Annotated in this window: 30 protein-coding genes, 1 tRNA gene and 1 pseudogene; 3 read left to right on the plus strand and 29 right to left on the minus strand. The window is 64.8% G+C overall.

Annotated features, from left to right (window positions below):
• The first annotated feature begins 79 nt into the window (after window positions 1–79).
• Both AC3A6J_RS24630 and AC3A6J_RS24635 read left to right on the plus strand, forming a co-directional pair.
• Window positions 80–2,224, plus strand: a complete 2,145-nt coding sequence (locus AC3A6J_RS24630; RefSeq protein ID WP_487862663.1) for a RelA/SpoT family protein — start codon at window positions 80–82, stop codon at window positions 2,222–2,224.
• Between the two features lie 49 nt (window positions 2,225–2,273).
• Window positions 2,274–2,350, plus strand: a tRNA-Val gene (locus AC3A6J_RS24635).
• Between the two features lie 185 nt (window positions 2,351–2,535).
• Here AC3A6J_RS24635 and AC3A6J_RS24640 read toward each other — a convergent pair.
• Window positions 2,536–3,561, minus strand: a pseudogene (locus AC3A6J_RS24640) (tyrosine-type recombinase/integrase); the annotation flags it as partial.
• Complete coding sequence (xisR, locus tag AC3A6J_RS24645; protein WP_487862632.1) at window positions 3,537–3,740, minus strand: excisionase family protein; 204 nt, start codon at window positions 3,738–3,740, stop codon at window positions 3,537–3,539. The gene xisR and the pseudogene AC3A6J_RS24640, both read right to left, overlap by 25 nt.
• Before the next feature lie 101 nt (window positions 3,741–3,841).
• On the opposite strand from xisR, the gene AC3A6J_RS24650 reads away from it, so the two are divergent.
• Window positions 3,842–4,342, plus strand: a complete 501-nt coding sequence (locus AC3A6J_RS24650) for a hypothetical protein (protein WP_487862633.1) — start codon at window positions 3,842–3,844, stop codon at window positions 4,340–4,342.
• On the opposite strand, the gene AC3A6J_RS24655 is transcribed toward AC3A6J_RS24650, so the two are convergent.
• The 27 genes from AC3A6J_RS24655 to AC3A6J_RS24785 all read right to left on the minus strand — a co-directional run bounded on the left by AC3A6J_RS24655 (window position 4,339) and on the right by AC3A6J_RS24785 (window position 26,775).
• Complete coding sequence (locus AC3A6J_RS24655) at window positions 4,339–6,468, minus strand: AAA family ATPase (RefSeq protein WP_487862634.1); 2,130 nt, start codon at window positions 6,466–6,468, stop codon at window positions 4,339–4,341. The two genes, AC3A6J_RS24650 and AC3A6J_RS24655, sit on opposite strands and share 4 nt — an antisense overlap.
• The gene (locus AC3A6J_RS24660; RefSeq protein ID WP_487862635.1) at window positions 6,461–7,309 is read right to left on the minus strand and encodes an FAD-dependent thymidylate synthase; all 849 of its coding nucleotides are present in this window, start codon (window positions 7,307–7,309) and stop codon (window positions 6,461–6,463) included. The genes AC3A6J_RS24655 and AC3A6J_RS24660 overlap by 8 nt, the downstream gene beginning before the upstream one ends.
• Entirely contained in the window at window positions 7,306–8,412 is a 1,107-nt protein-coding gene (locus AC3A6J_RS24665; protein WP_487862636.1) for a metallophosphoesterase family protein, read from the minus strand. Before AC3A6J_RS24665 ends, AC3A6J_RS24660 begins: the two co-directional genes overlap by 4 nt.
• On the minus strand, window positions 8,390–8,635 hold the full coding sequence (locus tag AC3A6J_RS24670; protein ID WP_487862637.1) for a hypothetical protein: 246 nt from the start codon (window positions 8,633–8,635) through the stop codon (window positions 8,390–8,392). Before AC3A6J_RS24670 ends, AC3A6J_RS24665 begins: the two co-directional genes overlap by 23 nt.
• 495 nt (window positions 8,636–9,130) lie before the next feature.
• A complete protein-coding gene (locus AC3A6J_RS24675) occupies window positions 9,131–9,625 on the minus strand; it encodes a hypothetical protein (RefSeq protein WP_487862638.1) in 495 nt (164 codons plus the stop codon).
• On the minus strand, window positions 9,579–9,854 hold the full coding sequence (locus AC3A6J_RS24680; protein WP_487862639.1) for a hypothetical protein: 276 nt from the start codon (window positions 9,852–9,854) through the stop codon (window positions 9,579–9,581). The genes AC3A6J_RS24675 and AC3A6J_RS24680 overlap by 47 nt, the downstream gene beginning before the upstream one ends.
• Window positions 9,847–10,005 carry a hypothetical protein gene (locus tag AC3A6J_RS24685; RefSeq protein WP_487862640.1) on the minus strand — a complete coding sequence of 53 codons (159 nt, stop codon included), beginning with the start codon at window positions 10,003–10,005 and terminating at the stop codon, window positions 9,847–9,849. The genes AC3A6J_RS24680 and AC3A6J_RS24685 overlap by 8 nt, the downstream gene beginning before the upstream one ends.
• Window positions 10,002–10,226 (minus strand): DUF7446 family protein, encoded by a 225-nt coding sequence (locus AC3A6J_RS24690; RefSeq protein WP_487862641.1) that lies wholly within the window; start codon window positions 10,224–10,226, stop codon window positions 10,002–10,004. The genes AC3A6J_RS24685 and AC3A6J_RS24690 overlap by 4 nt, the downstream gene beginning before the upstream one ends.
• Window positions 10,223–13,738 (minus strand): DNA polymerase, encoded by a 3,516-nt coding sequence (locus tag AC3A6J_RS24695; RefSeq protein ID WP_487862642.1) that lies wholly within the window; start codon window positions 13,736–13,738, stop codon window positions 10,223–10,225. Before AC3A6J_RS24695 ends, AC3A6J_RS24690 begins: the two co-directional genes overlap by 4 nt.
• On the minus strand, window positions 13,714–14,094 hold the full coding sequence (locus tag AC3A6J_RS24700) for a hypothetical protein (protein WP_487862643.1): 381 nt from the start codon (window positions 14,092–14,094) through the stop codon (window positions 13,714–13,716). Before AC3A6J_RS24700 ends, AC3A6J_RS24695 begins: the two co-directional genes overlap by 25 nt.
• Window positions 14,082–14,327, minus strand: coding sequence for a hypothetical protein (locus AC3A6J_RS24705; protein WP_487862644.1), 246 nt, complete (start codon window positions 14,325–14,327; stop codon window positions 14,082–14,084). The genes AC3A6J_RS24700 and AC3A6J_RS24705 overlap by 13 nt, the downstream gene beginning before the upstream one ends.
• On the minus strand, window positions 14,327–14,881 hold the full coding sequence (locus AC3A6J_RS24710) for a deoxynucleotide monophosphate kinase family protein (RefSeq protein WP_487862645.1): 555 nt from the start codon (window positions 14,879–14,881) through the stop codon (window positions 14,327–14,329). Before AC3A6J_RS24710 ends, AC3A6J_RS24705 begins: the two co-directional genes overlap by 1 nt.
• Window positions 14,856–15,107, minus strand: a complete 252-nt coding sequence (locus AC3A6J_RS24715) for a DUF7220 family protein (protein ID WP_487862646.1) — start codon at window positions 15,105–15,107, stop codon at window positions 14,856–14,858. Before AC3A6J_RS24715 ends, AC3A6J_RS24710 begins: the two co-directional genes overlap by 26 nt.
• Window positions 15,107–15,409, minus strand: a complete 303-nt coding sequence (locus AC3A6J_RS24720) for a hypothetical protein (protein ID WP_487862647.1) — start codon at window positions 15,407–15,409, stop codon at window positions 15,107–15,109. The genes AC3A6J_RS24715 and AC3A6J_RS24720 overlap by 1 nt, the downstream gene beginning before the upstream one ends.
• 17 nt (window positions 15,410–15,426) lie before the next feature.
• On the minus strand, window positions 15,427–16,410 hold the full coding sequence (locus tag AC3A6J_RS24725) for a hypothetical protein (protein ID WP_487862648.1): 984 nt from the start codon (window positions 16,408–16,410) through the stop codon (window positions 15,427–15,429).
• Complete coding sequence (locus tag AC3A6J_RS24730; RefSeq protein ID WP_487862649.1) at window positions 16,379–16,978, minus strand: nucleoside triphosphate pyrophosphohydrolase family protein; 600 nt, start codon at window positions 16,976–16,978, stop codon at window positions 16,379–16,381. Before AC3A6J_RS24730 ends, AC3A6J_RS24725 begins: the two co-directional genes overlap by 32 nt.
• Complete coding sequence (locus AC3A6J_RS24735) at window positions 16,947–17,690, minus strand: 3'-5' exonuclease (RefSeq protein WP_487862650.1); 744 nt, start codon at window positions 17,688–17,690, stop codon at window positions 16,947–16,949. Before AC3A6J_RS24735 ends, AC3A6J_RS24730 begins: the two co-directional genes overlap by 32 nt.
• 45 nt (window positions 17,691–17,735) lie before the next feature.
• Window positions 17,736–18,611, minus strand: coding sequence for a hypothetical protein (locus AC3A6J_RS24740; RefSeq protein ID WP_487862651.1), 876 nt, complete (start codon window positions 18,609–18,611; stop codon window positions 17,736–17,738).
• A 38-nt stretch (window positions 18,612–18,649) separates the two neighbouring features.
• Complete coding sequence (locus AC3A6J_RS24745) at window positions 18,650–21,523, minus strand: hypothetical protein (RefSeq protein WP_487862652.1); 2,874 nt, start codon at window positions 21,521–21,523, stop codon at window positions 18,650–18,652.
• A gap of 173 nt (window positions 21,524–21,696) precedes the next feature.
• Window positions 21,697–23,328 carry an SNF2-related protein gene (locus AC3A6J_RS24750; protein ID WP_487862653.1) on the minus strand — a complete coding sequence of 544 codons (1,632 nt, stop codon included), beginning with the start codon at window positions 23,326–23,328 and terminating at the stop codon, window positions 21,697–21,699.
• Window positions 23,329–23,802, minus strand: coding sequence for a hypothetical protein (locus tag AC3A6J_RS24755; RefSeq protein ID WP_487862654.1), 474 nt, complete (start codon window positions 23,800–23,802; stop codon window positions 23,329–23,331).
• 35 nt (window positions 23,803–23,837) lie between these two features.
• Window positions 23,838–25,070, minus strand: coding sequence for an ATP-dependent DNA ligase (locus AC3A6J_RS24760; protein ID WP_487862655.1), 1,233 nt, complete (start codon window positions 25,068–25,070; stop codon window positions 23,838–23,840).
• A gap of 4 nt (window positions 25,071–25,074) precedes the next feature.
• The gene (locus AC3A6J_RS24765; RefSeq protein WP_487862656.1) at window positions 25,075–25,377 is read right to left on the minus strand and encodes a hypothetical protein; all 303 of its coding nucleotides are present in this window, start codon (window positions 25,375–25,377) and stop codon (window positions 25,075–25,077) included.
• Window positions 25,378–25,593: 216 nt separating this feature from the next.
• Entirely contained in the window at window positions 25,594–25,911 is a 318-nt protein-coding gene (locus AC3A6J_RS24770; RefSeq protein ID WP_487862657.1) for a hypothetical protein, read from the minus strand.
• Complete coding sequence (locus AC3A6J_RS24775; RefSeq protein ID WP_487862658.1) at window positions 25,911–26,171, minus strand: hypothetical protein; 261 nt, start codon at window positions 26,169–26,171, stop codon at window positions 25,911–25,913. Before AC3A6J_RS24775 ends, AC3A6J_RS24770 begins: the two co-directional genes overlap by 1 nt.
• Complete coding sequence (locus AC3A6J_RS24780; protein ID WP_487862659.1) at window positions 26,171–26,407, minus strand: hypothetical protein; 237 nt, start codon at window positions 26,405–26,407, stop codon at window positions 26,171–26,173. The genes AC3A6J_RS24775 and AC3A6J_RS24780 overlap by 1 nt, the downstream gene beginning before the upstream one ends.
• A 56-nt stretch (window positions 26,408–26,463) precedes the next feature.
• Window positions 26,464–26,775: an NrdR family transcriptional regulator gene (locus AC3A6J_RS24785; RefSeq protein ID WP_487862660.1), complete on the minus strand. Its 312-nt coding sequence runs from the start codon at window positions 26,773–26,775 to the stop codon at window positions 26,464–26,466.
• Window positions 26,776–26,906: the final 131 nt, after the last annotated feature.

Raw genomic sequence — 26,906 nt, forward strand, 5'->3', positions numbered from 1 at the left:
CCTCCAAACGGCCACCACGCCCGAGCTGGCCGTGGTCGACTATCCGTTGTCCGCCGCCACGGCCGACCGCACGCCGGTGATGGCGAACATGCTGGCGCGCGCGCGCGCATTTGCCGAGCCGCTGATCGCCGACGAAACCCTCGACACCGGCGAGAACACGCTCTCCCATGCCGACGCGGTGGCGGCGATCGTCGCGAAGATGGGCGGCTCCGAGGCCATGCAGGCAGCGAGCTACCTGGTGTATGCCTGCCCGCACCTCAACCGCCCGCAGGAAGTGATCGCCAAGGTGTTCGGCGAAAACTTCGCGGCGCTGGCCGTCGAGACCACCAAGCTGGTGCGGGTGCAGGAGCAGGCGCGCTCGGCTTCGCAGGGGCAGCACCTGGGCGAAGGCGCCGGTGCCGCGCAGACCGAGAACGTGCGCAAGATGCTGCTGGCGTTCTCGCGCGACCTGCGGGTGGTGATGCTGCGCCTGGCGTCGCGGCTGCAGACGCTGCGGCATGCGGCGGCCAGCAAGCGGCCGGCGCCCGAGAGCGTGGCGCGCGAGTCGCTGCAGGTGTTCGCGCCGCTCGCCAACCGCCTCGGCATCTGGCAGGTCAAGTGGGAGCTCGAAGACCTCTCGTTCCGCTTTCTCGAGCCCGAGACCTACAAGCTGATCGCGCGCCTGCTCGACGAGAAGCGCGTCGAGCGCGAGGGCCACGTCGAGCAGCTGCGCTCGCAGCTCGAAAACGAACTGCAGGCCGAAGGTGTGCGCGCCGCCGTGCAGGGCCGGCCGAAGAACATCTACAGCATCGTCAAGAAGATGCGCGGCAAGTCGCTCGACTTTGGGCAGGTGTTCGACATCCTCGCGCTGCGCGTGGTGGTGCCCGACGTCAAGGACTGCTACGCCGCGCTGGCCTGGGTGCATTCGCATTTCGAGCCGATCGACGAGGAGTTCGACGACTACATCGCGCGGCCCAAGCCCAACGGCTACCAGTCGCTGCACACCGTGGTGCGCGAACTCGTCGACGGCAAGCCCGGCAAGCCGATCGAGATCCAGATCCGCACCGAGGAAATGCACGACCATGCCGAGCACGGCGTCGCCGCGCACTGGGCCTACAAGGAAGCGGGCCACAAGGGCTATGCGGGCGTGTGGGCCAGCGGCGAGTACGACGCGAAGATCGCCGTGCTGCGGCAGTTGCTGGCCTGGGAGCGCGATCTCTCGGGCGGGCTGCAGGGGCAGGGGCTTTTCGACGACCGGATCTACGTGCTCACGCCCGATGCGGCCATCGTCGAGTTGCCGCAGGGCGCTACGGCGGTCGACTTTGCCTACACCGTGCACACCTCGCTCGGGCACCGGTGCCGCGGTGCGCGCGTGGACGGCGCGATGGTGCCGCTCAACACGCCGCTGTCGAACGGCCAGACGGTCGAGATCATCGCGGCCAAGGAAGGCGGCCCTTCGCGCGACTGGCTGAATGCCGAATTGGGCTATCTCGCCAGCCACCGAGCGCGCGCCAAGGTGCGCGCCTGGTTCAATGCGCAGATCACGCACGAGACCGTGGCGCGCGGACGCGAGGCGGTCGAGAAGCTGCTGCAGCGCGAAGGCAAGACCGCGACGCGGCTCGAAGACCTCGCGTCGCAGCTCGGATTCAAGTCGGCGGACCAGCTGTTCGAAGTGGTGGGCAAGGACGAGTTCTCGCTGCGCAACATCGAGATGCTGCTGCGTCCGCCCGAGCCTGCGCCCAACCCCGACGACGGCGTGCACTTCAAGAAGCCGCGCGCCAGCGAAAAGTCGGGCAAGGGCGGTGTGCTGGTGGTCGGTGTTTCGTCGCTGATGACGCAGCTTGCAAAGTGCTGCAAGCCGGCACCCCCCGATGCCATCAGCGGCTTCGTGACGCGTGGCCACGGCGTGAGCGTGCACCGCAGCGACTGCAGCAACTTTCGCATGATGGCCTCGCGCGACATCGGGCGCGTGATCGACGTCGAGTGGGGCGCCACGAAGGGCGGCGAGTCCCCGATGTATGCCGTCGACGTGGCGGTGGAAGCGTCGGACCGGCAGGGCCTGCTGCGCGACATCTCCGATGTGTTCGCGCGCGAGAAGATGAATGTGATCGGCGTGCAGACGCAATCGGTCAAGGGCACGGCATGGATGACGTTCACCGTCGAGATCACCGACGCGGCCCGGCTTGCACAGGTGCTCGGGGCAGTGACGGCAGTGGCCGGCGTGCGATCTGCACGCCGCCGCTGAAAAACAGTGTTTTCTCCTGCTACAATAGCGGCTTCTCGGACACATCCTTAGGCGCGTAGCTCAGCTGGTTAGAGCACCACCTTGACATGGTGGGGGTCGTTGGTTCGAGTCCAATCGCGCCTACCAAGTTTCCCCTCTGAAGAAGACCAGTCTTCAGGCTCTCGGGGAGATTTAGGGGAGATTTCTTCTCCCTTCAACATTGCCTCGAGCTTGGCCCTTTCGCGGCCTCGGTCGGCACCATCGATCCACTTCGCATAGACCGTGAACAGCATCTTGGCGTTCGCGTGCCCCATCTGCCGGGACACGTACGTCGGGTTCACTTCGCCGCGCAGCGCGTTCGTCGCGTAGGTGTGGCGCGTCTGATACGGCCGCCGCCAGCGGATGCCGCAGGCGCGCAGGGTCGGGCGCCAGAACGTATCCCGCTGGCTGCGTTCGTCGTGCCAGGGGCGTCCGGTGATCGGGTTCTCGAAGATGTAGCGGCCCTGCGCCTTGTCCTGCTCGGTCTCGGCGCCAACGGAGGTCCACGGCTTCATCGCTTCGAGCGCCGCAAGCGCGCGCTCCACGAGATCCACATCGCGCGCGTTGTAAGTCTTCAGCGGCTTCTCCTCACCGGTGGTCTTGGCCCGCTCCACCCGAATGCTGCCGCTGTTCCAGTCGACGTCGCCCCAGCGCAGCGCGATCAGCTCCTCGGGCCGCATGCCGGTCATGAAGGCGAACTCGAAGTAGGCCCAGGCGCGCACGTCGAGCTTCCGCTTCATGTAGGTCAGGATCTGTTCCATCTCGGCCGGGCTGAGCGGGTCGGGCTTCGGCGCCTGGTGCTTGCTGTTTTCGATTCCGTCCATGGGGTTGTCGGTCTTCAGCGTCCGGCCAGCCAGCTTGAAGACCCCGCGCAGCACGATGAGGTAGTTGTTGAGGAGCTTCGCTGACGCCCACGGCTCCTTCCCGATCTTGGCGGCAACCACAGCGTGGTCCAGCTTCCTCATGGGCGTCTCGGCGCCGAACAGGCCCTTCCAGACCCCCAGCGCATTGCGGTACTGGACAAGGGTCTTGGTGGCCAGCTGCCCCTTGGTCTCGAACCAGAGGTCGCACCACTGGCCGAAATTGCGCTCCGGTTCGGCTGCCTTTTTCGCCTGCCGCGCGTCGGGGAACCAGTCCGCCCAGGTGAAGGTGCCCTTGGCGATCGCCTGCCGCACGCGAATCACCAGCTTTTCTGCGTACCGCATGTTTGCCGTCGTCGGCGGCATCTTCAACGTGACGCGTTCCCAGGCGCCGTCCAGGGTGAAATTCACCCGGATAGATTTCCCACGCGGCTCTACGCCGTTGCCTTCTCGACCCATCGTTCGTATTCCTTCATGTCGATGAGGACGTTGCCGTCCACTTTGCGCCAGTGCTTGCCTTCTAGCCAGATGCCGCGTTCGCGCTTGCGATCGATGGCTTTTGGTGTGAGACCCGTCAAGGTCGCCGCCAGCCGCACCGTCACGAATCTCGCTGGTGTCAATAGAACTGTGTTTTCCATTGTGAGAACCCGTTTACTTTTGTTCTTGTTTGGGTAGGGTGAATGTGAAATCTCGCGCTAGCATCCCAGTCCCTGCCGAGCTGGCCAAGCATGGAACTGCGATGAATTCCGAGAAGATCTGGATAGGACCGCAATTCAACGTCAGGGGCGTCTTTATTCTTGGAGAGTCGTGGTACGGCGACTATCCCGAGGACTTGGTCACGGACGATGGATACATTCGGGCCTATCTGGAGGGAAAGGTGAAAGACCCGCTGTACACCCGTCTTGCGAACGCGTGTCAGCAACCCAGGCAGGTGTTCTGGAGCGGCGTGATGTTCACCAACTTCGTTCAGCGGGTCGGGGCCACCCGTGATTTCCGACCTCGGCCGGCCGACTACGAGCAAGCCGCAAGTCGCCTTGCCGGGATCCTTCGCGCGCATCGGCCGCGCGGAGTCTGGATACTTGGCATCGGCCAGGGTGCTTACTCCGCTCCTGTCGTTGCGAATGCCGGGATCTCGCTTGAGGTCACGGCGCACCCGACCAGCTACGGGGTGAAGAGCTCCACGCTGCTCGCCAGCTGGCAAGCGCTTCACACCAAAATGAGCGCGCCCAGCGGTCATTAGATCGTGATCACGTTGTCGGCGACTGACTCGCTGATGTCCTCGTGGGTCACCAGCAAGGTCTGCGGGAAGCCGCAGGTCACCAGGAAGCCGAGCATCAGCTCGGTGCGTTCGCCGTCCATGGCCGCCGCCGGCTCGTCGAGCACGAGGAACGGCGCCGTGGGCAGGAACGTGCGCGTCAGTGCCACGCGGATGGCCAGGCCCAGAATGTCCAGCGTCGACCCCGACAACGTCGTGGCCGTGTGCCCGTCCACCTTGAAGCCGTCCGAGTCCTTGGTGACGCGCGACTTCACGCCGCGCATCTCCGAGAAGTACTTGCCGACCGCGGCCAGCACCAGGTTCCACAGCTTGTCGGCAATGACCGGGCGCGCCGCGCGCACCGCCTTCAGCAGGCCGTTGTTGAAGGCCAGCTCGGTCAACTCCTTGCGGCGGGCCACAAGCGTGCGCTCGGCCATGTCCGCGGCGTTCACGGCGCGCTGGTAGGCCTCGAGCGCGGCTTGCTTTCCGCGGGTCTCGCCGTCCAGGGCCCGGTCTGATCGGCGGACCTCGTCGGCGACCGAAGCTCGGCGGTTCTGCGCGTCGGTTGCAGCGCGCTGCGCCGGCAGGGGATCGACCTCGGGCAGCGCCTCGAGCCGCGTGCGGGCCGCGTCGAGATCCTCCTCGTGCGCGGTCACCTCCTGCACGGCGGCATCCGCCTGGCCGGAGGCGATGTCGAAAGCGCGCCGAGCTTTCTCGTACGCGGAGATCTCCGCGTTGATGCGCTGCACCTCGGCGCCGACATCGTCGGGGATCTCGCCGCCGATCCACTCGAGAGTCGGCGGCAGGAGGGCGTCGGCAGACTTGACGTACTGGCCGAGCCGATTGATCGCGTCGACGCGCGGCCGGGACTCCTTTAGGATCGCTTCAAGCTGGTACAGGTAGACGAGCAGTTCGTTTTGCTGCCGGGTGGCGTCGATCTCCGCGGCGCGCGCCGCGCGCGCCGTCTCCGTGAACCCCGCATTGCGCGCGGCGACTTCCGGCAGGTGGCTGATGTCCTGCCCGCAGGTCGAGCAGCTACCGGTCGAGATCTTGCCTTCGGCGCGCTCTGCCGCCAGTCGGCTGTCTTCGCGGGCGCGGCTCGCGCGCTGCTCCTGCGTGCGGGCCTGGGCGATCTCCTCGGTCAGCGAAGTCATCGTCCCCTCGTAGCGATCGTCCTGCGCTCGAGCGGGCTCCCCCAGGAAATTGGCCAGCTCGGCGCGGGCCGCGCGCACGACTCCGACCTGGGCCAGCTCTGCAAGCCGGGCGCGCAGGGCGGCCAGGTCAACGGCGGGCGGCTCTGCGACGCCTCGGGCCTGATCCAGTTTCGCGCGGGCACGATCCAGCCGCCCCTGGGCGGCGGAGACGGCGGCCTCCGCCGCGGCGCGCTCCTTAGCCTGGTCAAGGAGCGCGTTAGCACGAGCCCGCAGGTCGAGGATCTCCTTGTCCAGGTCTGCGAGAGCTTTCTCGGCAGCGGCAAGCTCCGCTTGCCGGTCGGTGATCTCCCGGTCGTAGGCCTCGACGTCGACGGGGGTGGCCTCGGCGCGCGCCTGGTCGAGCTGGATCTCGGCGTTGGCGATGGCGGCTTCCGCCACCTTCGGGCTGCCCAGCGTAAGCGTGCCTTCCATCGTCTCGATGAGGTTGTCGAGCTGGTCGAACTCCGCGAGCTGCTCGATCAGCTTCGTGGTCTCGGCCGCGCCCTTCTCGAGCGCGCCGCGGATCTCGTTCTGGTTGGCCAGCATGAGTCGCGAGGCGCTGACCGCGTCCGCCTTCAGCAGCTTGGCCACGAATGCCGTGCATTCGTTCTGGCCGGTGACGATGCCGCCGTCGTAGGTGATCTCGGCGCCGGACTTGCCGCGCTTGATCGTGTAGACGACCGAGTCGACGACGAACTCGAGCAGCACCTTCAGCGACGCTTCGGGCTCGGCCCAGGTCACGGCTTCGGAAAGCGACATCGGGAGCGCTTTCGCGCCGAAAAGCGCATAGCAGATCGCGCGGATCAGGGTCGACTTGCCGGCCTCGTTCGAGCCGCGCAGCGCGCTGATGCCGGCGTTGAACACCACCTCGAGGTGGCGGTGACGCTGGAAGTTGGTGAGGATGATCTTGTTAAGCATGAGTGAGGGCCTTCATGACGGCGATGTCCTCTTCGAAGACCTCGCGGAATTGGAGCCAGCCGCGGAGATTGCGACTGGAGGAGTCGGCGCGGAACTGACGCAGGGCCTGGTGCTCCAGCGGCGACGCATGTATCGGCGCGCTGCCGGCCAGTCGGTCGAAAAGCGCCAGATCCTTTTCCACGCTCGGTGCGCTGCTGTCGTGGTTGAGGTAGCTGACACGAGCGCATCGCGCTGCGCTCAGCCGCAACAGCGTGGCAGGGCTGTTGGCGGAGCGCTCAGCGTCCGAGACGTAAGGCAGATGCCACGACGACTCGTCCCATGCGGTGCCGCCGCGCTCCACCGCGCCGGACTTCGCCAGCGCGGCGAACATCTCATCGGCAAGGTCGTGGAAGTGCGGCTCGGCGTCCGGGTGCCGACGCAGCGCCCAGAAGTTGTCCAGCTCCGTTGCCGTGACCACGGTGTGCATGACCTGGAAAGGCTCAAGAACCCGGTTCGCGATCTGCTTGGCCACGCCGATCTCATCGAGCATCTGTGCGGCGTCGGCTGCCTCTAGCGCGGCCCCTCGCCAGATGCTGATGGCCTTCTCTCGCTCCTCCGCGGACAGCGGGGTGTGAGCCTGCATGCCGCCAGTGTTGCGCCCGATGTGCTTCGGGATGAATGGGTCGTCGCGCACCTGCGCGATCATCCTTGCAACCGGCACGGCGCGCGAGGACATTGAACTGGTCGAGAACGCGCGGTGCGTCTTCAGTTCGCCGTGGATGGCGCGCCAGTAGGCGAGTTGGAAGGTGACGATCTCCTTGCCGGCGGGCGAGATGGAATGAGCGATGATTTTTGCGGTCATGCGGTTGCGTCCTCGTGTTCTTCTTCTTGGGCGATCTCGGGCTCAACCTCGCGGCCGGTGAGCTGCTTGATGACGCGCGCCTGCTCGGGCGTGACCAGCTCGAGCAGCAGGTCGATCACGTTCACGCTGCGCACGTCCTCGACGCTAGAGGCGATCTCGCCCAGGCCCTCGGCCTGCTCGACCTGCACTGCGTTGGTGATGACGAACGCCTCGCTCTTGGATCGCAGCGTCGAGATCGCCTTGATCATCTCGGCTGCCTCTTCGCCCTTGGCGTTGCCGACCACGCGGATGAAGCCGCTCGGCTCGTGGATGAAGCTGGCGACATCGCGCCAGTCGACCTCCTTGAAGTAGCCGACCTTGTCGTCGCGCGACCAGGTCTGGATGAACGAGAGCCGGCCGTCCTCGATCACCGCGCAGCGCTTCGTTTCGTTGTTCAGGCAGTCGCTCACCGAGCTAGGGAACTGATTGCCCACGATGGCCACGGCGCCGCCCATGAGGTCGCGCTGCTGGTGCTCGTGACCGAACACCATGGTGATGCCGCGGTCCTTGAGCGCCTTCGCCTGCTTGCGCGACAGGTTCAGCGAGTGGTCCATCGCGCCAGCGAACTCGTTGTCGTAGTTGCAGTGGAGCAGCACGGAGGTGACACCCGTCGGGATGCGCGTCAGCTCCATGTCGAACATCTCCTGGTTCGCCACGTGCGGGATGATGTAGGTGTCGCTGCCGAGCAAGCCAGGCTTGTCCAGGAGCTGGAACCGGCCGGGGAACTGCGCCTCGAGCAGGGCGCCCAGGAAGGCCACCGTGCCCAGCTTGCTCGAGTCTTTGCTCAAGTCGTGGTTGCCCACGGCCCAGACGAGGCGCGAGTTCAGCTGCGCGCGCAGGAACTCCCCGACAACGGTGTAGATCTCGATCGCCTGTCCGAGCGGGATGTCGTAGACGTCCGAGAGGTCTCCGTTGACGACGACGGTGTCACCGTCATTGGCCAGGCCCAGGAGGTCTCGGTGCTTCGTGTGCCCGTACTCGCGGAGCGCCGTGAGAGAGGCGAGGGTGGTGCCGCCCGAGCGGTTCACGCCCAGGTGCAGGTCATTGATGATCAGGGTTCGCATTGGAATTCCTTTCGCGCGCTTCCGCGGCGATGCGTTGAGACTTGGCGGCGCGCTCGGATCGATCGCGATCCGCGAGGGCCTGCAGCGCGGCGCGCGGCTGGCGACGCTTCTCCTGGCAGGCTGGGCACATGCCGCGCTTGGTGTTCGAGCGGACGTCGACGACGATGCGGAAGCCCTCGTCGGCGACGAAGTGCTGTCCATAGGGGCAGTACCTTTCAGCCATGGCGCACTCCCCGGGGTCTCTGGTTCAGGCGCTGCTCCCCTGGGGTTGCCCATCGGATATTCCAGGGCGCGTACGGGCCGTTGTTGTCGCGCCGGTCCAGCGTGTGCTGGGAGCTCGGCCGCGGGCCAACGTCACGCTTGAACGCTGCGAAGTCATCCCAGGCAGGATCGACCTTGATCCCGCGAGCTCCGTACCACTTGTATGAGCGAAACTTAGGGTTGTTGCACCGGCCGCGCATACCCAGCCAAGTGCTGTAGAGCGGGTCTAGCGACTGCCCGTGCGTCGTGTGACGCTTGGCCGCCAACTCCTTCCGTAGGCAGCCGCACGATCTGGTTTCGCCGGTGCGGAGCCGGGTCGCAGTCACTAACGTCGTCGTCCCGCACTCACACTGACACAGCCAATGCGAATGATGTCGGCCCTGCGACGGCGGTATGAGATCACGTAGCGTGAGGCGGCAGAACACGTCGCCTGCATTTAGGGGGGCGTGCTTGCGATTCACAGCGACCACAGCAGCAGGTTGGTCTGGCGCAGGGCCTCGCCCGCCGTGTCGAAGGTAGGGAACTGCCCGATGTTCCAGCTGCCCTTGTCGCCGTTGTCCCGCAACCAGGCAGCGTTGATGCAACGCCACTTTTTTAGGGTGCTGTGGTGCACGAGCACGTGGCAGGTGCCGCCGCACTTCATGCGCTTGATCAAGCTCGGCATCTGCGAGACCTTGGATCGCGCGAGGCGGTACTCGTGCTCGGTCTCCTTCACTTCGAGCAGACCGAAGAAGGAGAAGCTCCCGTTCGTGGGGCTGTAGAAGAACTCGAAGTCCGCCTTCGAGGCCTTGATGATCCGTCCCGCGGCCTTGGAGTCGACAAGGCGGTTGAACTCGCGGTTGGCATGCCCCCCTGCCCACAGCGAGAGGTAATTGTTGGCCGCGTTCTCGGCCTCTTTGCCCCGGTCAGCGAACTTGCTCTTCCGGAAGCTCGGAATGATGGTGTTGGTCACGGTTGCGCTCGTTTTCTTGTTGTTGTTTTGTGCGCTGGTCCTGGCGTGCCTTCACGCTCTCAGGAGGTTGGGGTAGGTACGCCCAGGCGATGGCGCCCTCGTACCAATGCCCCTTGTAGCCGGATCCACCCGGCCCGACGACCCAGAGAGTCACGCCGCGCGGGGCGGGGTGAGTCTCTGGGTCGAAGCAGACGCTGACCGGCGCGGTCAGCACATTGCGGTCAGCCATTGACGATCTCTTCGGCTCGATGAGAGTCCCAGGCGATGATCTCGTAGTCGTCGCTCATGTGCGACATGCGTTCGAGCTCTTCCCAGTAGCACCAGGTGCCGTCTGCCCAGAGGCAGATGTCTTCACAAAGCGGCATGCGAACTTCGGTCATGTGGCGGCCACCTTCCTCACCTCGATCTCGTAGCGCTCCCCGCTGCTTGCGTCGATGACTCGCACCTGACCTGGCGGAACCCAGGCGAACAGGGCAGCGCAAAAGTCGCTCACAGCGTCGCGCTTCTGCAACCACGCGCCCGGGTCGCGCTTGCTCACCGTGCCGAGATAGACCCGGTCGGTGAGCGGGCTCACTCCGATCTTGATGTCTTCGAGCTTCAAGCTGCCACCTCCTCTTTGCTGAAGATCTTCGCCAAGGCTGCGCGGATCGCGGCCTCGTCGAAGAAGTCGCCGCACTCGATCTGGTGCTTGAAGTCCGGCCCGATCGAGATCGACGACACGACCGGGATGGTCATGCCGCCGTAGGGCTGCGCCATGCACCCGTGGAACTCCTTGATGAATGCAAGGGCGTGCTCGGGGTCGGCGGCGTCCACGCTGGCCACGCACTCGTCGTGGATCGGCGCGATGAACTGTGCGTCGTACTTGCCGGTGAACAGGCCGAGGTCCCACATCGAACCCATGGACAGCTTCGACTGTTCGGCGCCCGAGCCCTGGATCTTGAAGTTCGGGCCCTGCCGGCCAGCCTTCGCGCGCTCCCAGCGGTTGTCGCTGCGCAGCACCTCCTGCAGATGTCGGCGCGCACCCAGCAGCGTCGTTGCGAAGCCGAGCTCCTCCACCTCCTGGCGCACCGAGTCCTTCCAGATCTCGATGCCGGGGAACGCCTGGTCCTTCGCGTCGATGAACTGTTGAGCCACCGGCTCCTCGACCTTCATCTTGATCGAGAGTGCCGCGGCCTGCATGTCGTACTGCGTGCCGAAGTTCACCGTCTTAGCGTCGCCTCGCAGCAGCTTCGCAGCGGACTTCTGCTGCGGGTCCGAGGACTCGAGCATCGGGAAGAACTCGGCGTACGTGAGAGGCTTGCCCCACAGGTAAATCGCAGCGGCCGCCGCCGTCAAGCTGTGCACGTCCTTCAGGTCGTCCCCGACGTAGCAGGCCGTCAGGTTGGCGTCGCCCGAGTAGTGCGCCATCAGCCGAAGCTCCTGGCCGGAGAAGTCGCACGACACAATGACGGCCGTGGGCTTGTGCGGTTGGATGATCCCGCGGAACTGCGAGCCGTCCTCGTCCAGCTTCGGCAGCTGCTGCAGGTTGGGTCCGCTGCTCGAGTAGCGACGCGTCACCGCCTGGCACTGGTTCATGGCGCTGTGAATGCGGCCGGTGCGCCAGTGCGGGAGCGCCTTGTAGGTCTTGTAGAAGAGGCTGCGGCGGGTCATCACCGAGCGCACCGACTGGTAGGCCTTCAATGCAGCACGCACCTCGTCGGTCAGCGGGTCCTTGGCGAGCGCGAACTCGATCAGGTCGTCGTCCGTTGAAGCCTTCGACACGAGGATGGCACGCTCGGCGGGGTCGAGCTCGGCCATCGTGAGCTTGCCGTCCTGGATCGATCGCAGCTTGCGGAATGCTGCCGCCATCTCCGGAATCTCACGCTGCTTTTCGGTCAGCGAATTGAACGAGCGCGGCGTCATGCCCATGACGTTGTAGAACAGGTTCTGCATCTGCTTCGGCGAGCCGAAGTTGATCTGCGGCTCGCCGGTGAAGTGCTCGCGCACCAGCTTGTTCACGCCCTGGACATCGTCCGCTTCGACGAAGTTGGCCAGCACGCTAGCCACGTCGTTGTCGGGGAACTGCTCGCGCAGGTCCGCGGCCATCGCGTTGTGCTTGCGCTTCTTGGTCGTGAACTCTTCGCCGGCCTGGATGATGCCGGCGGCCAGCTTCACGTCGGAGAGCTCGAGGCTGCCTTCGAATTCGGGGCAGATGGTGCCTTCCCAGCCGCGCGCCAGCAGGAACTTCCGAAGCGTCGCCCAGCCTTCGGCGTAGCGCTCATCGTCCTTGCGTTCGAGCTCCTTGAGCTTGGACATCGAGATCTTGACACCTTGCAGGTTGGCAAGGCTGGTCAGGTACTGCGGGCGCTGCTCGACCTCGAGGTACACGTCCCAGGTTCCCTCGATGTCCATCACGAGCCGGTAGTAGGTGTGCAGCGCGGCCGTGCACATCGTGTCGTCGCAGCCGTAGCTCAGCACGTGCTGGGCGGTCAGCTGGTTCATCTTGTACTCGCGCAGCTCCCAGTCCTCGGTCACCGCCGGCGTGACGATGATGTCCTTCAGCGGCTTCTTCTCGGTCGACTTCGGGTTCGGGGCCATGACGGCGGGCACAAGCTCGACCGGGTAGACGGACTTCACGACGCCACCCGAAAGGGAGCCCACCTTGCCGCGCATCGTGGTCACTTCCTCGTACGTGGTCTGCTTGTAGCCCAGGTGGGTCGCGCTGCGATCCTTCAGGCCCAGCGGCAGGTTCTCGTTGACGTAGGAGCTGCCGAGTTGGGTGTCGATCGCGTTGGGCACGAAGCCGCCCCAGCCGTTGTCCTTCCAAGCCTCGCCGAAAGTTCGGTACAGGACGTTGAACTCGAACGCACGGTTGTGGATGACCGTGTGCATCTTGTCCGACGGGATCAGCTCGACCACCTCGCGGAACTGGTCCTTGGTGAGATTCTTGTGGTCAGGCGTCTCCAGGTGGTCCACCGTCATGTAGATGGTGTGCTGAGTGTTGTCGCCGAAGGTCAGCGATCCGCCGGTGAGCTCGTGGCCCAGCGCGTCCAGCTTCTCGTCTTTGTCCATTGCGTCGGCCACTGCCGCCACCCACTCGTCGGACTCTTCGGTCGACGAGGTCTCGATGTCGAGCGCGACGAACGGCGACTCGGCGAAGCGCGCGGCCAGCTTGGCCTTCACCTCGTCGTAGTTCGCGGCGTGCACCAGCGTGTTGGTGCCGTAGAAGCGGCGCAGGCTGGTGGCTCGGCGGTCGTCGGGCAGCGACGCCCAGGTCTTCACCATGCCGGCCTGGATTTCCAGGGGGCTGTGGAGCGTGTTCACGTCCTCGACGTGCAGCTCCGCGCAGCGCCACGAGATCGCGACCTGGTCGGCGCCGTCGATCATCTTCTGCAGGGCAGCGAAGTCGGCCACGTCCTCGCGCAGGCGCGCCAGCTTGCCGGTCAGGATCAAGTCCTGCATGAGCTCGAGGCCGTCCATGCCGAAGATCCGCACCAGGTCGACGAACTTCGCATCGCCGAACCCGGCCGCGCCGGGGATCTTGTCGCCCGAATCCCCGACCAGCGCCTTGTACAGCGTGATGTAGCGGTGCGGGAAGGGCCCGTAGGGCTGCTTGTTGAGCTCGCCGAGGCGCCAGACGTGGGTGTCGGTCACCTCGTCCACCAGCACGCTCAGGTCGCCGTCGTTGGTGGCGACGACCTTGCACCCCGGGAGGGTCTTGGTGAGGTAGCCGATGACGTCGTCGGCCTCCATCCCCTTCTGCTGCATCACGGTGGCGCCCAGGTCGAGCATCATCTGAGTGCAGATCTCGCGGGCCTTGTTCAGCTCGACGTTGACCTCCTCGATCTTGTCGCGGCCCTCCTTGTAGCGAGCCAGCACGGCGCGCCGGCGCATCTTGGCGTTCTTGCCGTCCCAGACCAGAATGATCTTGCGCGGTGCGACCTCGAAGTGTTCGATGTCGGCCGTGACCTTGTCGAAGAAGTTCTCGACGCCGTACTCGGCGCCGTTGACCTGCACCTCCTTGCCGTCTTCGGTCTTGACTTTGTAGCCGTCGTCGTGGTCGGTGCCCTTCAGCAGGGCGGAGTTCAGGTAGCTGTTGCCGTCGATGATCAGATGGTCGATGTTGAAGCGCATGTGGTCTCCTTTGCGGTTCGCGTTCGGCGCGCACCGCCGATGAAGGCGGTCCTGCCGGTGAATGCCGGCAGACCCCGCGGCTCGAGCCACGGGGGGTAGTCGCCGACGGAGGGTTGTTCTGTCGCCGCGGTCGCGGCGAGCTGGAAGGTCGGTGGGTCGGTGCTCTTGTGCTTCACGACGACAGCCGTCTGCAGGGCGTTCGTCAGCCAGCCGTAGACGAAGTTGCGGGTGACGCCCTTGGTCCGCGCGGCGGCGATCAGGCCAGCCTGGGTCTTCGGGGCGCGCAGCAGGGCCTCTAGCAGGGCCTTGGCGCGCCGCAACTTGGATGCCTTGGAGTTGGGGTTCACCTTGGCCATCGCGCGCCCCTCGCTTCGATCTGGCCCTGGCAGTGAACGCAGCGGATCTTCCCGAGCTCCGCCCGCTTCCCGAGGTCGACGCCGCACACGACGCACTCGGTCTCGGGCCAGGTGCCGTCGGAGTTCTGGATCTGCTCGGGAGCGGCCAAGCTCCGCACCGCGGCGATCTGCGTGTCCGTCCGCGCGCGGGTGAGGTCCGCAGCCCTGTCAAGGTTGTCGGCTTCGGCGGCCATCAGAGACCTCCGTCGGCTGGTACCGCATCGATGAGCTTGCGCGCCTCGGCGTGGAGCTCGCCGATCGTCCCGTCATTCACGATGACGATGTCGATCAGGTGCTCGCTGATGCCGCGCTCGGACTCGTGCAGCGCGGCAGCGCCTTCGAGGCCCTGCTGCTTGTTGGGGCGTTCGATCTTCACGACCGTGCCGCCGTACTGCCGGATCAGATCCGCTTCGTTGTCGTAGCGAACATCCGTGATGACGGCGTTGGGTCGGCCCATTCGATCCCACGCGTCCAGCGCGCGTCGCACCCAGATGTCCTGGTCGAGCACATCGCGCACACCCTTGCCGACCGCCTGAAGGGCGTGGCGCCGCGTGCAATTCAGGACGGGGGAGAAGCCCTCCTTGCCCTCGGCTGTGTGATAGAGGTGCGTTGGCTCGCCGGCGATGATGGCGACTGCTTCCTTGAGCGGCTCTGCGAACGAGATCCGGCGGTAACCCGCGCGGATGAATGCCTCGCCGAAGGTGTCTTTGCCGCTGTAGGCCTTACCGGTGATTCCTTGAAGTGACATGGCTGTTGTTGTTTTTGTTTTGGAGCCAGTTGAAGAAGCGGCGCCAGACGTAGCTGCGAGCCACGCTGACGACGGTGAAGAGCACCGTGATGCTCAAGTTCTCGAAGAACGACGTGTTCAGGTCCCACAGAGGGTCGACCACGCAGTGCTGGAGAATCAGGGAGATGGCGAAGGCGACCGCAGTCCCGCTCACCACCTCGACGAGGGAGCCGCGTCGGGTCTGCATCAGGTCGCCGGCACGTAGCTGACTTCGGCCAGCGAGAGGGCGTCCTTTCCGAGGCTCGCCGTCAGCTGTTCGTCCTCCTCGACCCCGAACGCTTTGAAGGCGTTGACCAGGGCCTGCTGTGTAAGGAGCCTGGAGGTCTCGGCGTGGCCCACGATGGCGAGCGCACGGCCCAGCATCAGGATGCCGGCGAGTGCGAACGTGATTTCGAGGTACTGCTCACCCTGCACGGCACGGATGGTCTCGGCAACGGCCGCCTGCTTCTGCCTGGCGGCCGCTACCTTTTGTTCGTTTGTCTGGTCCATTTTTGTTCTTCTTCTTGTTATGGAACGAGCGAGTAGAGGTGGGCCCGCCACTTGTCGACCGTGTCGGCCCGCGGCGCTGAGACACCTCTGAATGGGTTCCCGAAGAGACTTCGGAACTCCGCTGCAGAAACCACGCGGGGCACGACTTTGTCGTACACCAGGCGCAGGTTCTTTTCGCGGTCCAGCAGCTGTAGCGCTGCCACGACCGCCTCTTCTCTCGCCGCGCGCGGCGCCGCGCCAGCTGAGAGCCTCACGTCTTGCTCATCGAGCAGACCCTGCCGGACTGCCCGCAGCACCACGTTGGCGGCCTGCAGACAAGCGTGCGGGGTGTCCTCGTTCTCCATCAGCGCAACGGCAAGCGGGTGCGCCGATCGCAGCGGACGGATGCACAGGCCTTCCAGCTTCGCGTCGGAGGCCTGGTAGCGCGGTGCGATCACCTTTCGGTGCATGTTCGAGAAGATGCCGCGGTGGCTCACCTCGAGCATGTAGCCGGTCAGGTGCATTCGCAGCTGCAGCGTGCGCTCGTGCATCAACGCTGCGTTCGAGAGGGTGAACTGCAGGTTCTCCTGGCCTTCCAGGTGTTGCGCGAGGGCGATGATCATTGCCGCCGGCTGCGCCCAATCGCGGGGGTGCCGCGGTCCGCCGAAGACGCGCTTGAAGGCTGCCGGCCCCAAGACGAAGCGGTCGCGCTGGATCGCCTCGAGCGGTGACCGCCGGCTATAGCGCGCGCCGAGGTCCTGATCCACATACGCCTCCCATAGGCCGAGCAGATCCTGCACGTCGCCCTTGGGCTTCGGCAGCAGCCAGCTGTAGGGGGCGACGGGGCAGGGGCCCTCGAAGAGGTGGAAGCCGGGCAGGAGCACGCTAGAGAGTGGCTTGCGGCCAAGCTCCCGCGCGCGCTCCTTCACCGCTGAAGCGACGCCGCCGTCAACGGCTGCGCGGTTCAGCGTCTGGAGGGCCTTCTTAGGATCAGCCCAGGACGGCAGATTCCAGAGTCGCACGCTCGGCACCCAGGTCGCGTTGCAAGGCTCGGAACTGGTCGAAGTCGCCACCGGGGTAGCGCTTGAGCAGCTTGGCCATGTTCACGGATCGGATGTGCGCCTGGGTGGCGTCGGCGTGCTTCACGAGGCTGAGCTCGCGGGCCACGCGCTGCGCAACCATCGCCAGCGTGTAGGAGGCCTCGAGCCGCTCGGGTGCGCGCCCGTAGCCGACCCAGCGCTTCGCGTGGTCGAGAAGCTCGTTCGTGGTGTCCTGGAGCAGCGCGAAGGGCTCGGTCGAGCCGAGGATGACCTCGACATCCTCCCGGATGACGTCCTCCAGCGCGGCCATCTCCAGCGGGTGCTGCCAGCGGTCCTCGATGACCTGCTGAAGGGCCACTGCGTAGAACTCGGCGTCGCCGATTTCTTCGATCGCATTCACGCGATCGGTTGCGCTGAGAAGCTCGTGGTTCTCCGTCGCGATGCCGAGCACGGCGTGGGCGAAGTCTTTGGAGGGGTCGCCGCTGCGGTTGAACAGCTTGCGGACGAATGCGGGATAGCTAGGCTCCTGCGCCTGCAGTTGATTGCTCATTATTTTTCTTTTTATTGAGAGCGAGTTGAAAAGTATGCACGAAATCGGCGTCCAGGTCTTTGAAGTTGTCCATGGCCCAGCGGATATACGATTTCGGCACTTGGGACATCGGCTGCCCCTTGTGCTTCCCGAACGGCATCATCGCCACCTCCATGGGCGCGATGCTCGCTTCGGCAAGCTGTCGGATGGTCATGCCGGTCCGCTCGCAAAGGTGTTTCGCGAGGTGGAAGGCGGAGTAGATGTCGGACATCACCCGGTGCGCGCCTTCGGGCCGCGGGAGGCCAAGGGCGAACATCAGCGTCGACAGCTTGTGGTCGTCGGCGTGCGGGTACAGCTTGCGCGCCCACCTCAGCGTGCACAGCTCCTGCGTCACGTTGATGTAGGGCGACAGGAAGCGGTAGTCGAACGAGATGCGGTGACCGATGAGGACGATCGGGTCGGTGACCTTGCGGCCGTAGCAGCTCGGGTCGTCGACGCTGAAGAACTCCTCGATCGTCGGCGCCTGTTCGACGTCGGCGTTGGTCAGGCCGTGAATGCCTGACGCGCTGGGCGAGATCATGTACTGCGGGTCGATCAGGCTCTGGACCTCGGAGAGCACGTTCATGTTCTCGTCGATCTCGATCCATCCCAACTCGCAGACTTTGTCCTCGGGCCCGGCGCCAGTGGTTTCCGTGTCCGCCACGAAGAAGCGGACGTTGTCGGGGAAGCTCATGCTCGTGTGAAGGGGGCCCGAAGGCCCCCTGAGTTCACTGCGAGATCAGATCTTCGCCGGCAGCGCGCCGAGGATCTTCAGCTTCGTCCAGTTGTTGTTGCCCTTCGAGGCAAGCTCGCGGACGAAGAACAGCGTGAACGGGTCATCTGGCAGCTTGAAGCCCGGGATGCCCATGGCCACGCAGCGCGCCTTGTCGTTCAGCTCCTGCTGGTAGCGGCTGAAGGCCGGGATCGACGACTCGCTCAGCGTGATCTGGATCACGGTGCCGATCGGGCCTTCGTCGGCGTTCTCGCACGAGAGAAGCGCACCGCCCACGTCCACGAAGCGGCGGCACTTCGCGCCCGAGAAGTCCTCCTCGTCCTGCAGGTGCTTCACGTAGTCGGCAACGGGCTTGCCCGCCCAGCCCTTCAGCTCGTCGCCGATGACCGAGTCGATGACCTTGCCGTCCTTGGAGTAGGCGACGAAGTCCTTGGTCGAGGCCGACTGCTCGCCGGGCGAGATCTCGAAGTGCTCGGCCCAGGAGATCATCCGGACCTGAGCCCAGCGGCCGAGGTCGGCCTTATCACCGTTCGACTCGATGATCGTGCCGTTGTTGCCCTTGAAGACGCGGTAGTTGCCGAACGAGAAGTCGCTCGCGTCCTTCATGGCTTCCACCTCCTTCTGGAAGGCCTTTGCGCGGGCTGCCGCGTCGTTCACCGCGCCGACGGCGGTGTTGACCGCCTTCACGATCGCGGGAGCGGTCGAGGCAGCGGCGGGCGCTTCGGTGGCGGCGGCCACCGGCGTTTCGGCAGCTTCCGCTGCGGGGTTCGCATTCGAAGGCGTCGAGCGCTCCATCACGGCCGTGTCTGCGCCGGTGTCAGCGGCGGCATCTGCGGCGTTGTTGGTGGGTTCGTTTTCGAATGCGGGCTTCTTGAGTGCCATGGTTTTTTTCCTAGTCGATTTACACACTTGTCTGTCGATCAGTCCCGCCCTTGGCGGAACATCTCGACGCCTTCTGCCGCCAGCCGTTCAAGGCTGAACCGGTAGATCCTTGATTGCCCACCCTTCCGAAGCGGAGAGTTGAGGCAAAGTTTGTCGATCGTGGCGTCGAACTTGGCCATCGCCACGATGAATGCATCTGCACTGGAGAACAGGGCGTTGAACCCCTTTCTCTTGTTCCATGCGAAGTACTTGACGAACGACTCGCGCATCAAGATCTCGATGAAGCCTTCGCCGTGCAGGTAGTCCACACCTTCGCGGAGGGCGAACTCGCTGTCGGGGGCCTCGGTTCGGCTGATGAGCGACATGTCGTTCAACGCCTTTGCTGCTTCGTTCACTGCCTGTGCTGCGATCTCCTGCTTGTTGGTGTAGACCGCCTCCTTTAGGCGATCCAGATCTGCGCGCAGCTCGTCACCGAAGATGATTTGCAGCACGCCGTCGAGGAAATTCAGACCAGCTAGGACGACGGCCAAGTTGTAGACCTGGCGGTCGTGCACGTAGTGGTCAAGCGAGGCGCGCAGGTCCTTGACGAGTGGCGCCAGCGCCTGCTTGCGGCTCTCGACTGTCTCGACCATTCCCGCGCGCAGCAGCGCCGCGCCAAGGCGGGGCAGGTAGTCGACGCCGGCCTGAGCCGCGTAGAAGTGCTCGGAGTGGGTGTCCTTTCCACGTTGGGTGAAGCTGACGGGCAGCGAGCGCTGCACGATGGCGGTCTGCGTCTCCTGCGACTCAGCCATGAAGACGATCGGCGCGCTGTAGTCGAAGTTGGTCACGTCCCGGAAGCTGCTCGCGGCGCCGCCGCGGGAGATGCCACCGGTTGCGCCGCGCGCCTGGTTGTAGGAGAGCCGGAACGTCTGCAGCAGGAGGTCGGTGCGCACCGGGCCGAGCTCGGCCGGCTTGTACTCGTCCAGGATCAGCGGGATCGAAGCGCTGCCCTGGCATGCCGACTTGAGCATGAAGGGTGTCATCGCGACGCCGCAGCCGTACTGCAGGGGTTTCGTGGTGTGGTGCCAGAGCCGGGCGAGCAGCGCGGTGGTCTGCGTCTTGCCGGAGCCGGCGCTGCCGTTGGGGTGAAGGAGCGGAAACTGGTTGGTTGCCTCCTGGTAGAACTGCTTGTGCAGCGTCGAAACGAACCAACCGACCATCTGGGCGACGACCAGCGGCTCGTTGATCTGGAAGAGATGATGCAGCCATGCTCGCGTATCGGGGGTGCCCTCGATCGGCGGGCAGGCGTGAACGTCGCTGCGGTACACCGGCTCGTTGGAGAGCCGTGCGCGGAAGCGGTAGTTCACCTCGGGGTTGTGAGAGAGGACGCCGTCGGGCGATGCCCAGATGACGTCACGCTGGATCTGGTCGGTCACGTTCGGGTTCTGGACAAGGTCCAGCCCCTCGCGGTGCACCACGAAGACCTCGCGATTGGCCTTCTTCGCGGCGCTGTCGAGTGCGGTCAAGATTGCTCCTGCTTGAATGTCGTTTCCCATGAAGGTCCCGCCGTAGCTCGAGAAGGTCTCGTGCATCTTGGCGCGGGACTTGAACGTCTCCAGTGAGACGTAGGCGGTGGAGTGGCGCACGCCGCCGGCGAGCACGTCGCACTCGAATCCGATGTGCATGCGGTCCTCGGCGGACAGCAGCCTGGTTGGCTTGGTCAGCGCGATGTGGCTGAGCGGCTTGAGGCCCTCAGGCCCGCGAAGGAAGATGCCCTGGCGGTGGATCATCACGTTGGCCATCTGGCCGCGGTTGGCCAGCTCGATCTCGGCCTGCTGCTCCTCGGTGAGCGTCTCCTCGTCGTCCATCGGCACGTGGCCTTCGAGCGAACGGTCGACGACGTCCAGATCGCCGGAGGGCGCGCCGGGCTCGAGCAGCGAGCGGAGGCCGCCGGCGGAGAAGGAGTAGCACGGGTTGTCGTGCGTGTAGTCCCACATCCGCCGCAGCTCTTCCTTGCGCTTGCGCGGGCTGTTGTAGCGGCTCGAGTCGCTCGAGTGCGTCTTGCAGAGGCCTTCGGCCGCCGCGACCAGCTCGTCCGCGGATTTGCCGAGCGCGTTGGCGGCGATGGCCAGCTGCATCGATAGCTTCTGGAAGCCGGTGCCGGGCATGATGCCTTCGCCGGCCATGATGCGCTGCATCGTCGCGGGGAACTCGCCCTTGAACTTGGCCAGGAGCGCAGTGTCAACGCCGGCCTTGGCCTGGCGCTTCACCGCCTCGTTGATCTTGTGCTGTGCCTTGACGTAGAGGGCCGTCAGGCCCATTGCCGTTGTCGGGGCGGCACGCTCGGGTTCCGCGCGCGGCGCGCTGCAGATCTCGTCGTAGCGTTCCGGCGTCATCTGCAACGCCTCTTCCAGCGTGATCGGCACCTTGTATTTGCCGTTGCTGCGAACGATGTTCGGGGTGCGCCACATGCGCCCCTTGCGCCCCGTGTAGACGCGTAGGTCGAGCGTGTCCACGACCAGCTCGAGCGCCATTTCCTTGTAGATGTAGGGCAGGCTCTGCACGCCGGTGCGGGGCACCTTCGGCATGAAGACGTCCTCGGGCACCTCGCAGTGGAAGCCGCGGCCGCCGGTGGCGTACAGCCGCAACTGCTTGAGGTCCACGCCCTGTTCGTCCTGGAACTTGGCCAGGAACAGCTGGAATTGGGGGATCGTCTCCTTGACGTCTTCCGCATCCCAGTCGAAGTACAGCGGGCCGCTGTACTTCATCTTCGAGTATTCCTCACGGCCCCACGTTGCGTCGGGGGCGGTGTGTGCGTCGAGCACCGTCACGAATGCGGGGTGGAGCTCGGCGATGATCTTTTGTCGGTGTTCGGCAAGGCCTTCCACCCAGGCGTCTTCACCGCCTGTCTTCTGATACCAGAGAAAACTCATTGGCGCCCACTTTGTTTTTCTTCTTATCGGGCTGAGCGGCGGAGGGCTCTAGGCCTCACCGCGCTCATTTTTGTGCGGGGTTGCTCGGCGTCTTCGCGCCGAAGGCTGCAGATTCTAGGGGTCAATCTCTGACTCCGCAAACCCGCACCCCGCGTACCCTAAAAAGCCGCCCGCTAGGCCACCTCCGCCTCCTGCGGCTGGGTCGCGTCGATCTGGAGCGGCACCTCTTCATTGCCGAGGACGGCGTCCTTCAGGTCCTGGAAGCCACGCTGCACAGCATTGATCTGCGCATCGTTGGCCAACAGGTTCTTGAACATCCGCACCTGGACGGTCTTGTCGGCGATTGCAATCCGGCAGTTGACGGGATCCTTCTGGCCGTCGCGGTCAAGCCGAGCGACCACCTGCCAGAACGGGGGCGCCGTTGTTGGCGCCTCGACGATCAGCATGTCGCTGCACACGTGCTGCAGCCCGTCCACGCCGAATCCGGCGGAGGAGGGCTGCAGCAGGACGCAGCGGCACGAGGGGTCGTCGATGAATCGTGAGATCGCCGCCTGCTTCTGCTTGGCTGAGACCTCACCGTATACGGCCACGACGCCGTACTTCTGCAGCGCACCGAGGAGCGTCTGGTTCGAGCGCACGAAGTGCGCCGCGATCGCCAACTTCTTGCCTTCGCCGATCTCTTCGAAGATCTCGTCGATGACATCGAGGATGGCCGGCCGCATGCCCGGGTCGTCCTCGAAGTAGGCCCAGTTCACCACGATCTGCTGCAGCGCCGCGTAGAGCGCGGACTCGTTGATCGCATTGATCTCTCGCCCGTCGTCGTACTCCAGCAGCTTCTCCACCGACAGCCGCTCGTAGAGCTTCTGATGGGCGGAGTCGAGCTTGTAGACGATGGGCGTGAACTGGACCGGCGGCAGCTGAGATTGAACCTCGCGGCGAAGGATCCGGCTCGAGTTGATCCGCATGCTCTCGGCGAGAACATCGAGGTTCTCCCAGGTGAGGATCTTGTCGTAGTCGTCGCGATCGCCTGCGTGGATCTGCTCGAAGTGGCGACGGTTCCGATACCGACCTGGAGCGATCAACCGGCACAGCCCGTAGGCGTCGCCGGGCTTAGTCAGCGGGGTGCCGGTCAGGACCATGCGTGGTCGCTCATGGCCCACGAACTGGTAGAAGGCCTTGTGATTGGCCGACTCGTTGTTCTTGAGCGCATGCCCCTCGTCTGCGTTGAGCCCGACCACCTTGCCTTCAGCGATACCCCACAGCCGCTCCCAGTCGTTCTTGAACATCTGGTACGACATGAGGAAGAACTCGCTCGTCGTGTCGAGCTTTTTGCGCTGCGCCGGCGTGCCGACCCACTCGGTCACCGTCAGGCGTTTGCCAGTCGCCTTGCGGGTGATGCTCCGCAGCCACCGCGCCCATTGTGGGATCAAGATCGGCGGCATCAGCACGATGTAGTGTGCGACGCCGTGGAACTCGAACTGGTAGAGCATCTGGTGCGTGGAGATCGCGGTCTTGCCGGTGCCAGGCTCGTCGTAGTGACCCGCGTGCAGGCCGTCGCCCTGGTCTCCGGCCGCGCCGGAGTAGTGGAAGATTCCGATGTTTCCTTCTGAGAGTCGGTTGACCTCCTCGACCTGATAGGGGCGTAGTTCGAACGGAAAAACGAATCGCTCCCTGACCGCTTCGTATGGCGTCATGGTGTTTTCTTTGAGAGCAGGTGGAGACGGGCCAAGAAAATCCTGGCCGTGGATGGCCGCTTCGAGTAGCCTGGTGAGCTGCTCGAAGGGGTTGGTGACCGGGCCGGTCACCTATCGTCGGGACATGAGAGCGGCGAAGAGCTTCTGCGCTTCCGCGACGGCGCGAGGGTCAGCCTCGAGTTCGGGGCCGTCGTCAGAGGTTGAGCACAGCCAGCTGCGCTCCTTGATGGTCGCAAGCCATGCGTCGCCAAGAGCCCTGTAGAGCGGCAGCTGTGCAAGGATCGAGTGGAGCTCGATCACCTTCACGAACTGCGGTGCAGGCAGCTTGAGCAGGCTGCGGACCAGCATGGGGCCGCTCGCGTTGTAGTCGATCTCGCCAGTGTCCAGCCGCGTGGCCACAGTCTTCACCACCAGGGAGGTGAACTGCGGGTTCTGCGGCACGGGGCGCGCGTCGTAGTCGAAGGAGAGGAACGCGAGGTTCCACCGCTCGACCTCCTCCGTGAGGAGGAGCGACGTTCGGGGCCCGATGAACTTCCCGCCAGCGATGCGACCGTAGTCTTCGATGGGGCGGGGCGAGTAACGCATGATGGGTTGGGGCGTGACAGTGGCTGTGGGCAGGATTATTCCCTTTCTCCGGTGAAGGTATCCCGGAACTTGACGAACCGGGGGTGGCGGAGCGAACCGTCGGGGGTGCGCTCGTGGAAGCCGACTTCGATGAGCCGGCCGATGACCTCGGGGTTGTTCCAGATGAGGCCGCGCAGCTTTTCGGTGATGCCCGCCACGCGGCACTCGCCGCCGTTCTCGAGCCGCACAATGAACCCGCCGGCAGTTCCGACGTACTGGCCGGTGCCTTCGAACACGCCGAGCACCTCGAACTCGGCCGAGTCGTAGCCCTTGATCTTCATCCAGTTGTAGCCGCGCTTGAGCTCGTAGGGCGCGTCGAGGCGCTTGACCATGCCGCCTTCTTCGCCGGCATCCCACTCCACGTTAACGGCCGCTTGCACCTCCTCGTCGGAGTAGCAGAGCTGCATCGGGACACGGCCGATGCGCGGATCGTCGTAGGCGGTCACGATGGAGTCCACCAGCTCGAGTCGCCTCGAGAGCTCGATCGTCGAACCGCCCGGGCCGAACACGTCGAAGATGTTGAACACCGCGTCCTCGGCGGTCTTCGACTTGCGCCGCACCTGGCTCACCGTGTCGTTGAACGTGCCGCTCGTGGCCTCGCCGTCAAGGAAGATCGGCTTCTCGCGCCAGGGGCGGAAGATTTCCAGCTTGGAGCGCAGCACCTCGGCGATGGGCTCGAGCGCGGGCAGCGGGCGACCTTCGCGGCTCACCATGTTCACCTCGCCTTTGTCGGGGTCGATGATGGCGACGGCGCGCATGCCGTCGAGTTTGCGCTGGAAGCCGACGGGCCATTGCGTGACCCGCTTGGGCTCGTAGACCTCGCTCAGCTGGACGGCGAACTTGGGGATGAGGCCGGGCCAGACCTCGTTGATCAGCGTCGTGCCGGTGCCGCACTTCAGATCCTTGGTGATGATGCGCTTCAGGACCTCCTGGCTCGCTGCAGTGAGTGATCCCATAGCGTTGCTGATCGCGAGCTTCGCGGCGTTGCCAGACAGTTCACGCGAGGCAAGGCGCTCGAGCATCGCGATGTGGCCTTCGCAAAGCGCGTTCACGCCGGGTTTCGGGACATCGACCTTTGCGACCCCGTAGGTGATGAATGGATTCATCGCGCGATGGATCAGGTCGCGTGTCGTTGCGTCAGCCTCGCGCAGGATGGCCAACTTCTCGTTCTTGCTCTTGGTTGCGCCGAGGCGCTCGAGGAAGCTGTAGGTGTTGTCAGAGTCGTACATGGTGTCAGGCCCTCACAGTGCGGCTCTTGCCGGCGACGCAGCGAACGCGGCTGCAGCCTCGGGGCGTGTTGGAGATCCGGATGGGGAAGCCGACACCAAGTGCGCGCAGCATGCGCGGCGGGAGGTCGGCGACGATGTCTTGGGGAAGACCGTGGACGGCGAGTACCGTTCCGACGGCGAATCCGTCACCCGAGCTTTCGACGTCCATGAGGATCTGGTCGACGCTGATAGGGTTCGAGCCTGGGACTACGATCTCCCAGGTGCCTTGACGAAATTCAGCACGGATGAGTGCGTTGGCGTTGTTCAATGTTTGTCCGCATGTAAGGGGGGTGCTCCCTAGCGCAATATCGCGCTGCGCTGCTCTATGTCAGCTCAAGGCATCCACCTCTTCTTGTCTCGGCCGCGGTCGCCGATTGCGCAAGAGGTCCGCGCAGTAGAGATCTTTGTCTCTCAGTCAAGCAGGGTCAGGCTGGCCAGACCTGTGCAGGTGGCCGGTATCGTTGACGTTGTCGGGGTGCGCCGGTCAGAGCGGCGGCAGTTTTCTGATTCGCTCGAGCGTCTCGACGACGCCTTGCTGGTCGCGGTCGTCCTCGAAGCCGCAAAGGAAGTCTTCGCAGAAGGAGATGATCCCGCGCAACTCGACTTCGAGCTCGAAGCCAGAGAGGGCGGGCTCCGGGTCGGGTTCGACGAAAACATCGTCGCGCTCACCCAGCCAGCGGTGGTAGGCGTGGACCTTCCACTGCGGGTCGGCTGCATAGGCGGCAGCCTTGGACGAGCGATCCATGATGGTGTCGACGTGCGAGTCGAACTCGCGTCGGAGGCGACGGTCGACGCTGCCCATCAGGTGAACTCGTACTGGGAAGGGCCAGCAGTCGGCAGCAGGTCCTGCGTGAGTTCCACGCGCACGTTGCGCTCGACGGAGCCCGTGATGCTGCCGCGGTTGCTCTCGCTGATGTAAACGCGAGCACGAACGCCGATCGGCGCGTTGAGGTCGAAGTTCGCCTCCTTCGCGACGTGTTCAGCCACCAAGCGGAACATCTCCTTCTGGGGCACGGTGCAGTTCACCTGGCGCTCGTGCGAAGTGGTGTCGTTGAAGTTCATCATGAATCCTCGGGCTCGTCGCCCATCGCTTTACGAACCGCGTCCTCGATCGTGTCAAAGAAGTCGGCCTTGAGGGGGAAGCAGATCTGCGCGTTCTCGTAGTTCGTGTCCCAGGTGATCGTCGCGTTCTCGGAGATCCAACGGAACATCTCTGCGTCCTGCAGCTCCTGTTCGATCTGGTCCAGAACGGTTTCTACGACCGCGGCGAGCTGCAGCGCGGTGATGGGTAAGCGCATTGCGCTGAGTGCGCGGAGGAGGGCGTCCCTTGCGTGTTGGTGAGGCATGGTTCCTGTCAGAGTTGCATCCGCCGAATCCGCCGGACATGCGCGGGGTGGATGCCGTGGGCAGCGGCGACCTCCCGCGATTGCCGAGGGTCGGAGATGATCGATTCGTCCCTGCGGCGCAAGGCAAGGCGCAGCTCTCGCCCTAAGGCGTATCTGCCGACCCGCTTCGCCACGTTTCGAAAAGGCGCTTCGGGGATCTCGAACGTCGTGAATCGGTGTGGGTGCTCGTTCGTGCACTCGCGCCGTCGCATCACAGACCCGTGCTCCCCGTCGCGGGTGGCGAGCACACGGGTTGGCCTGCCGCAAACCTCGCAGATCACGCCTCGAGTTCCTTCAAGCCTCCGCGTGAGGTGAGGGTCCAGGTGCGGCCGCGCTGTTGAGTTCCATGCAATCCTGACCCGGCATTTCCATCCAATATTGACCCACCCTCTTTGCGAGCCTGGCGGCTCAC

Source organism: Variovorax sp. Soil_C_39, assembly GCF_057656815.1.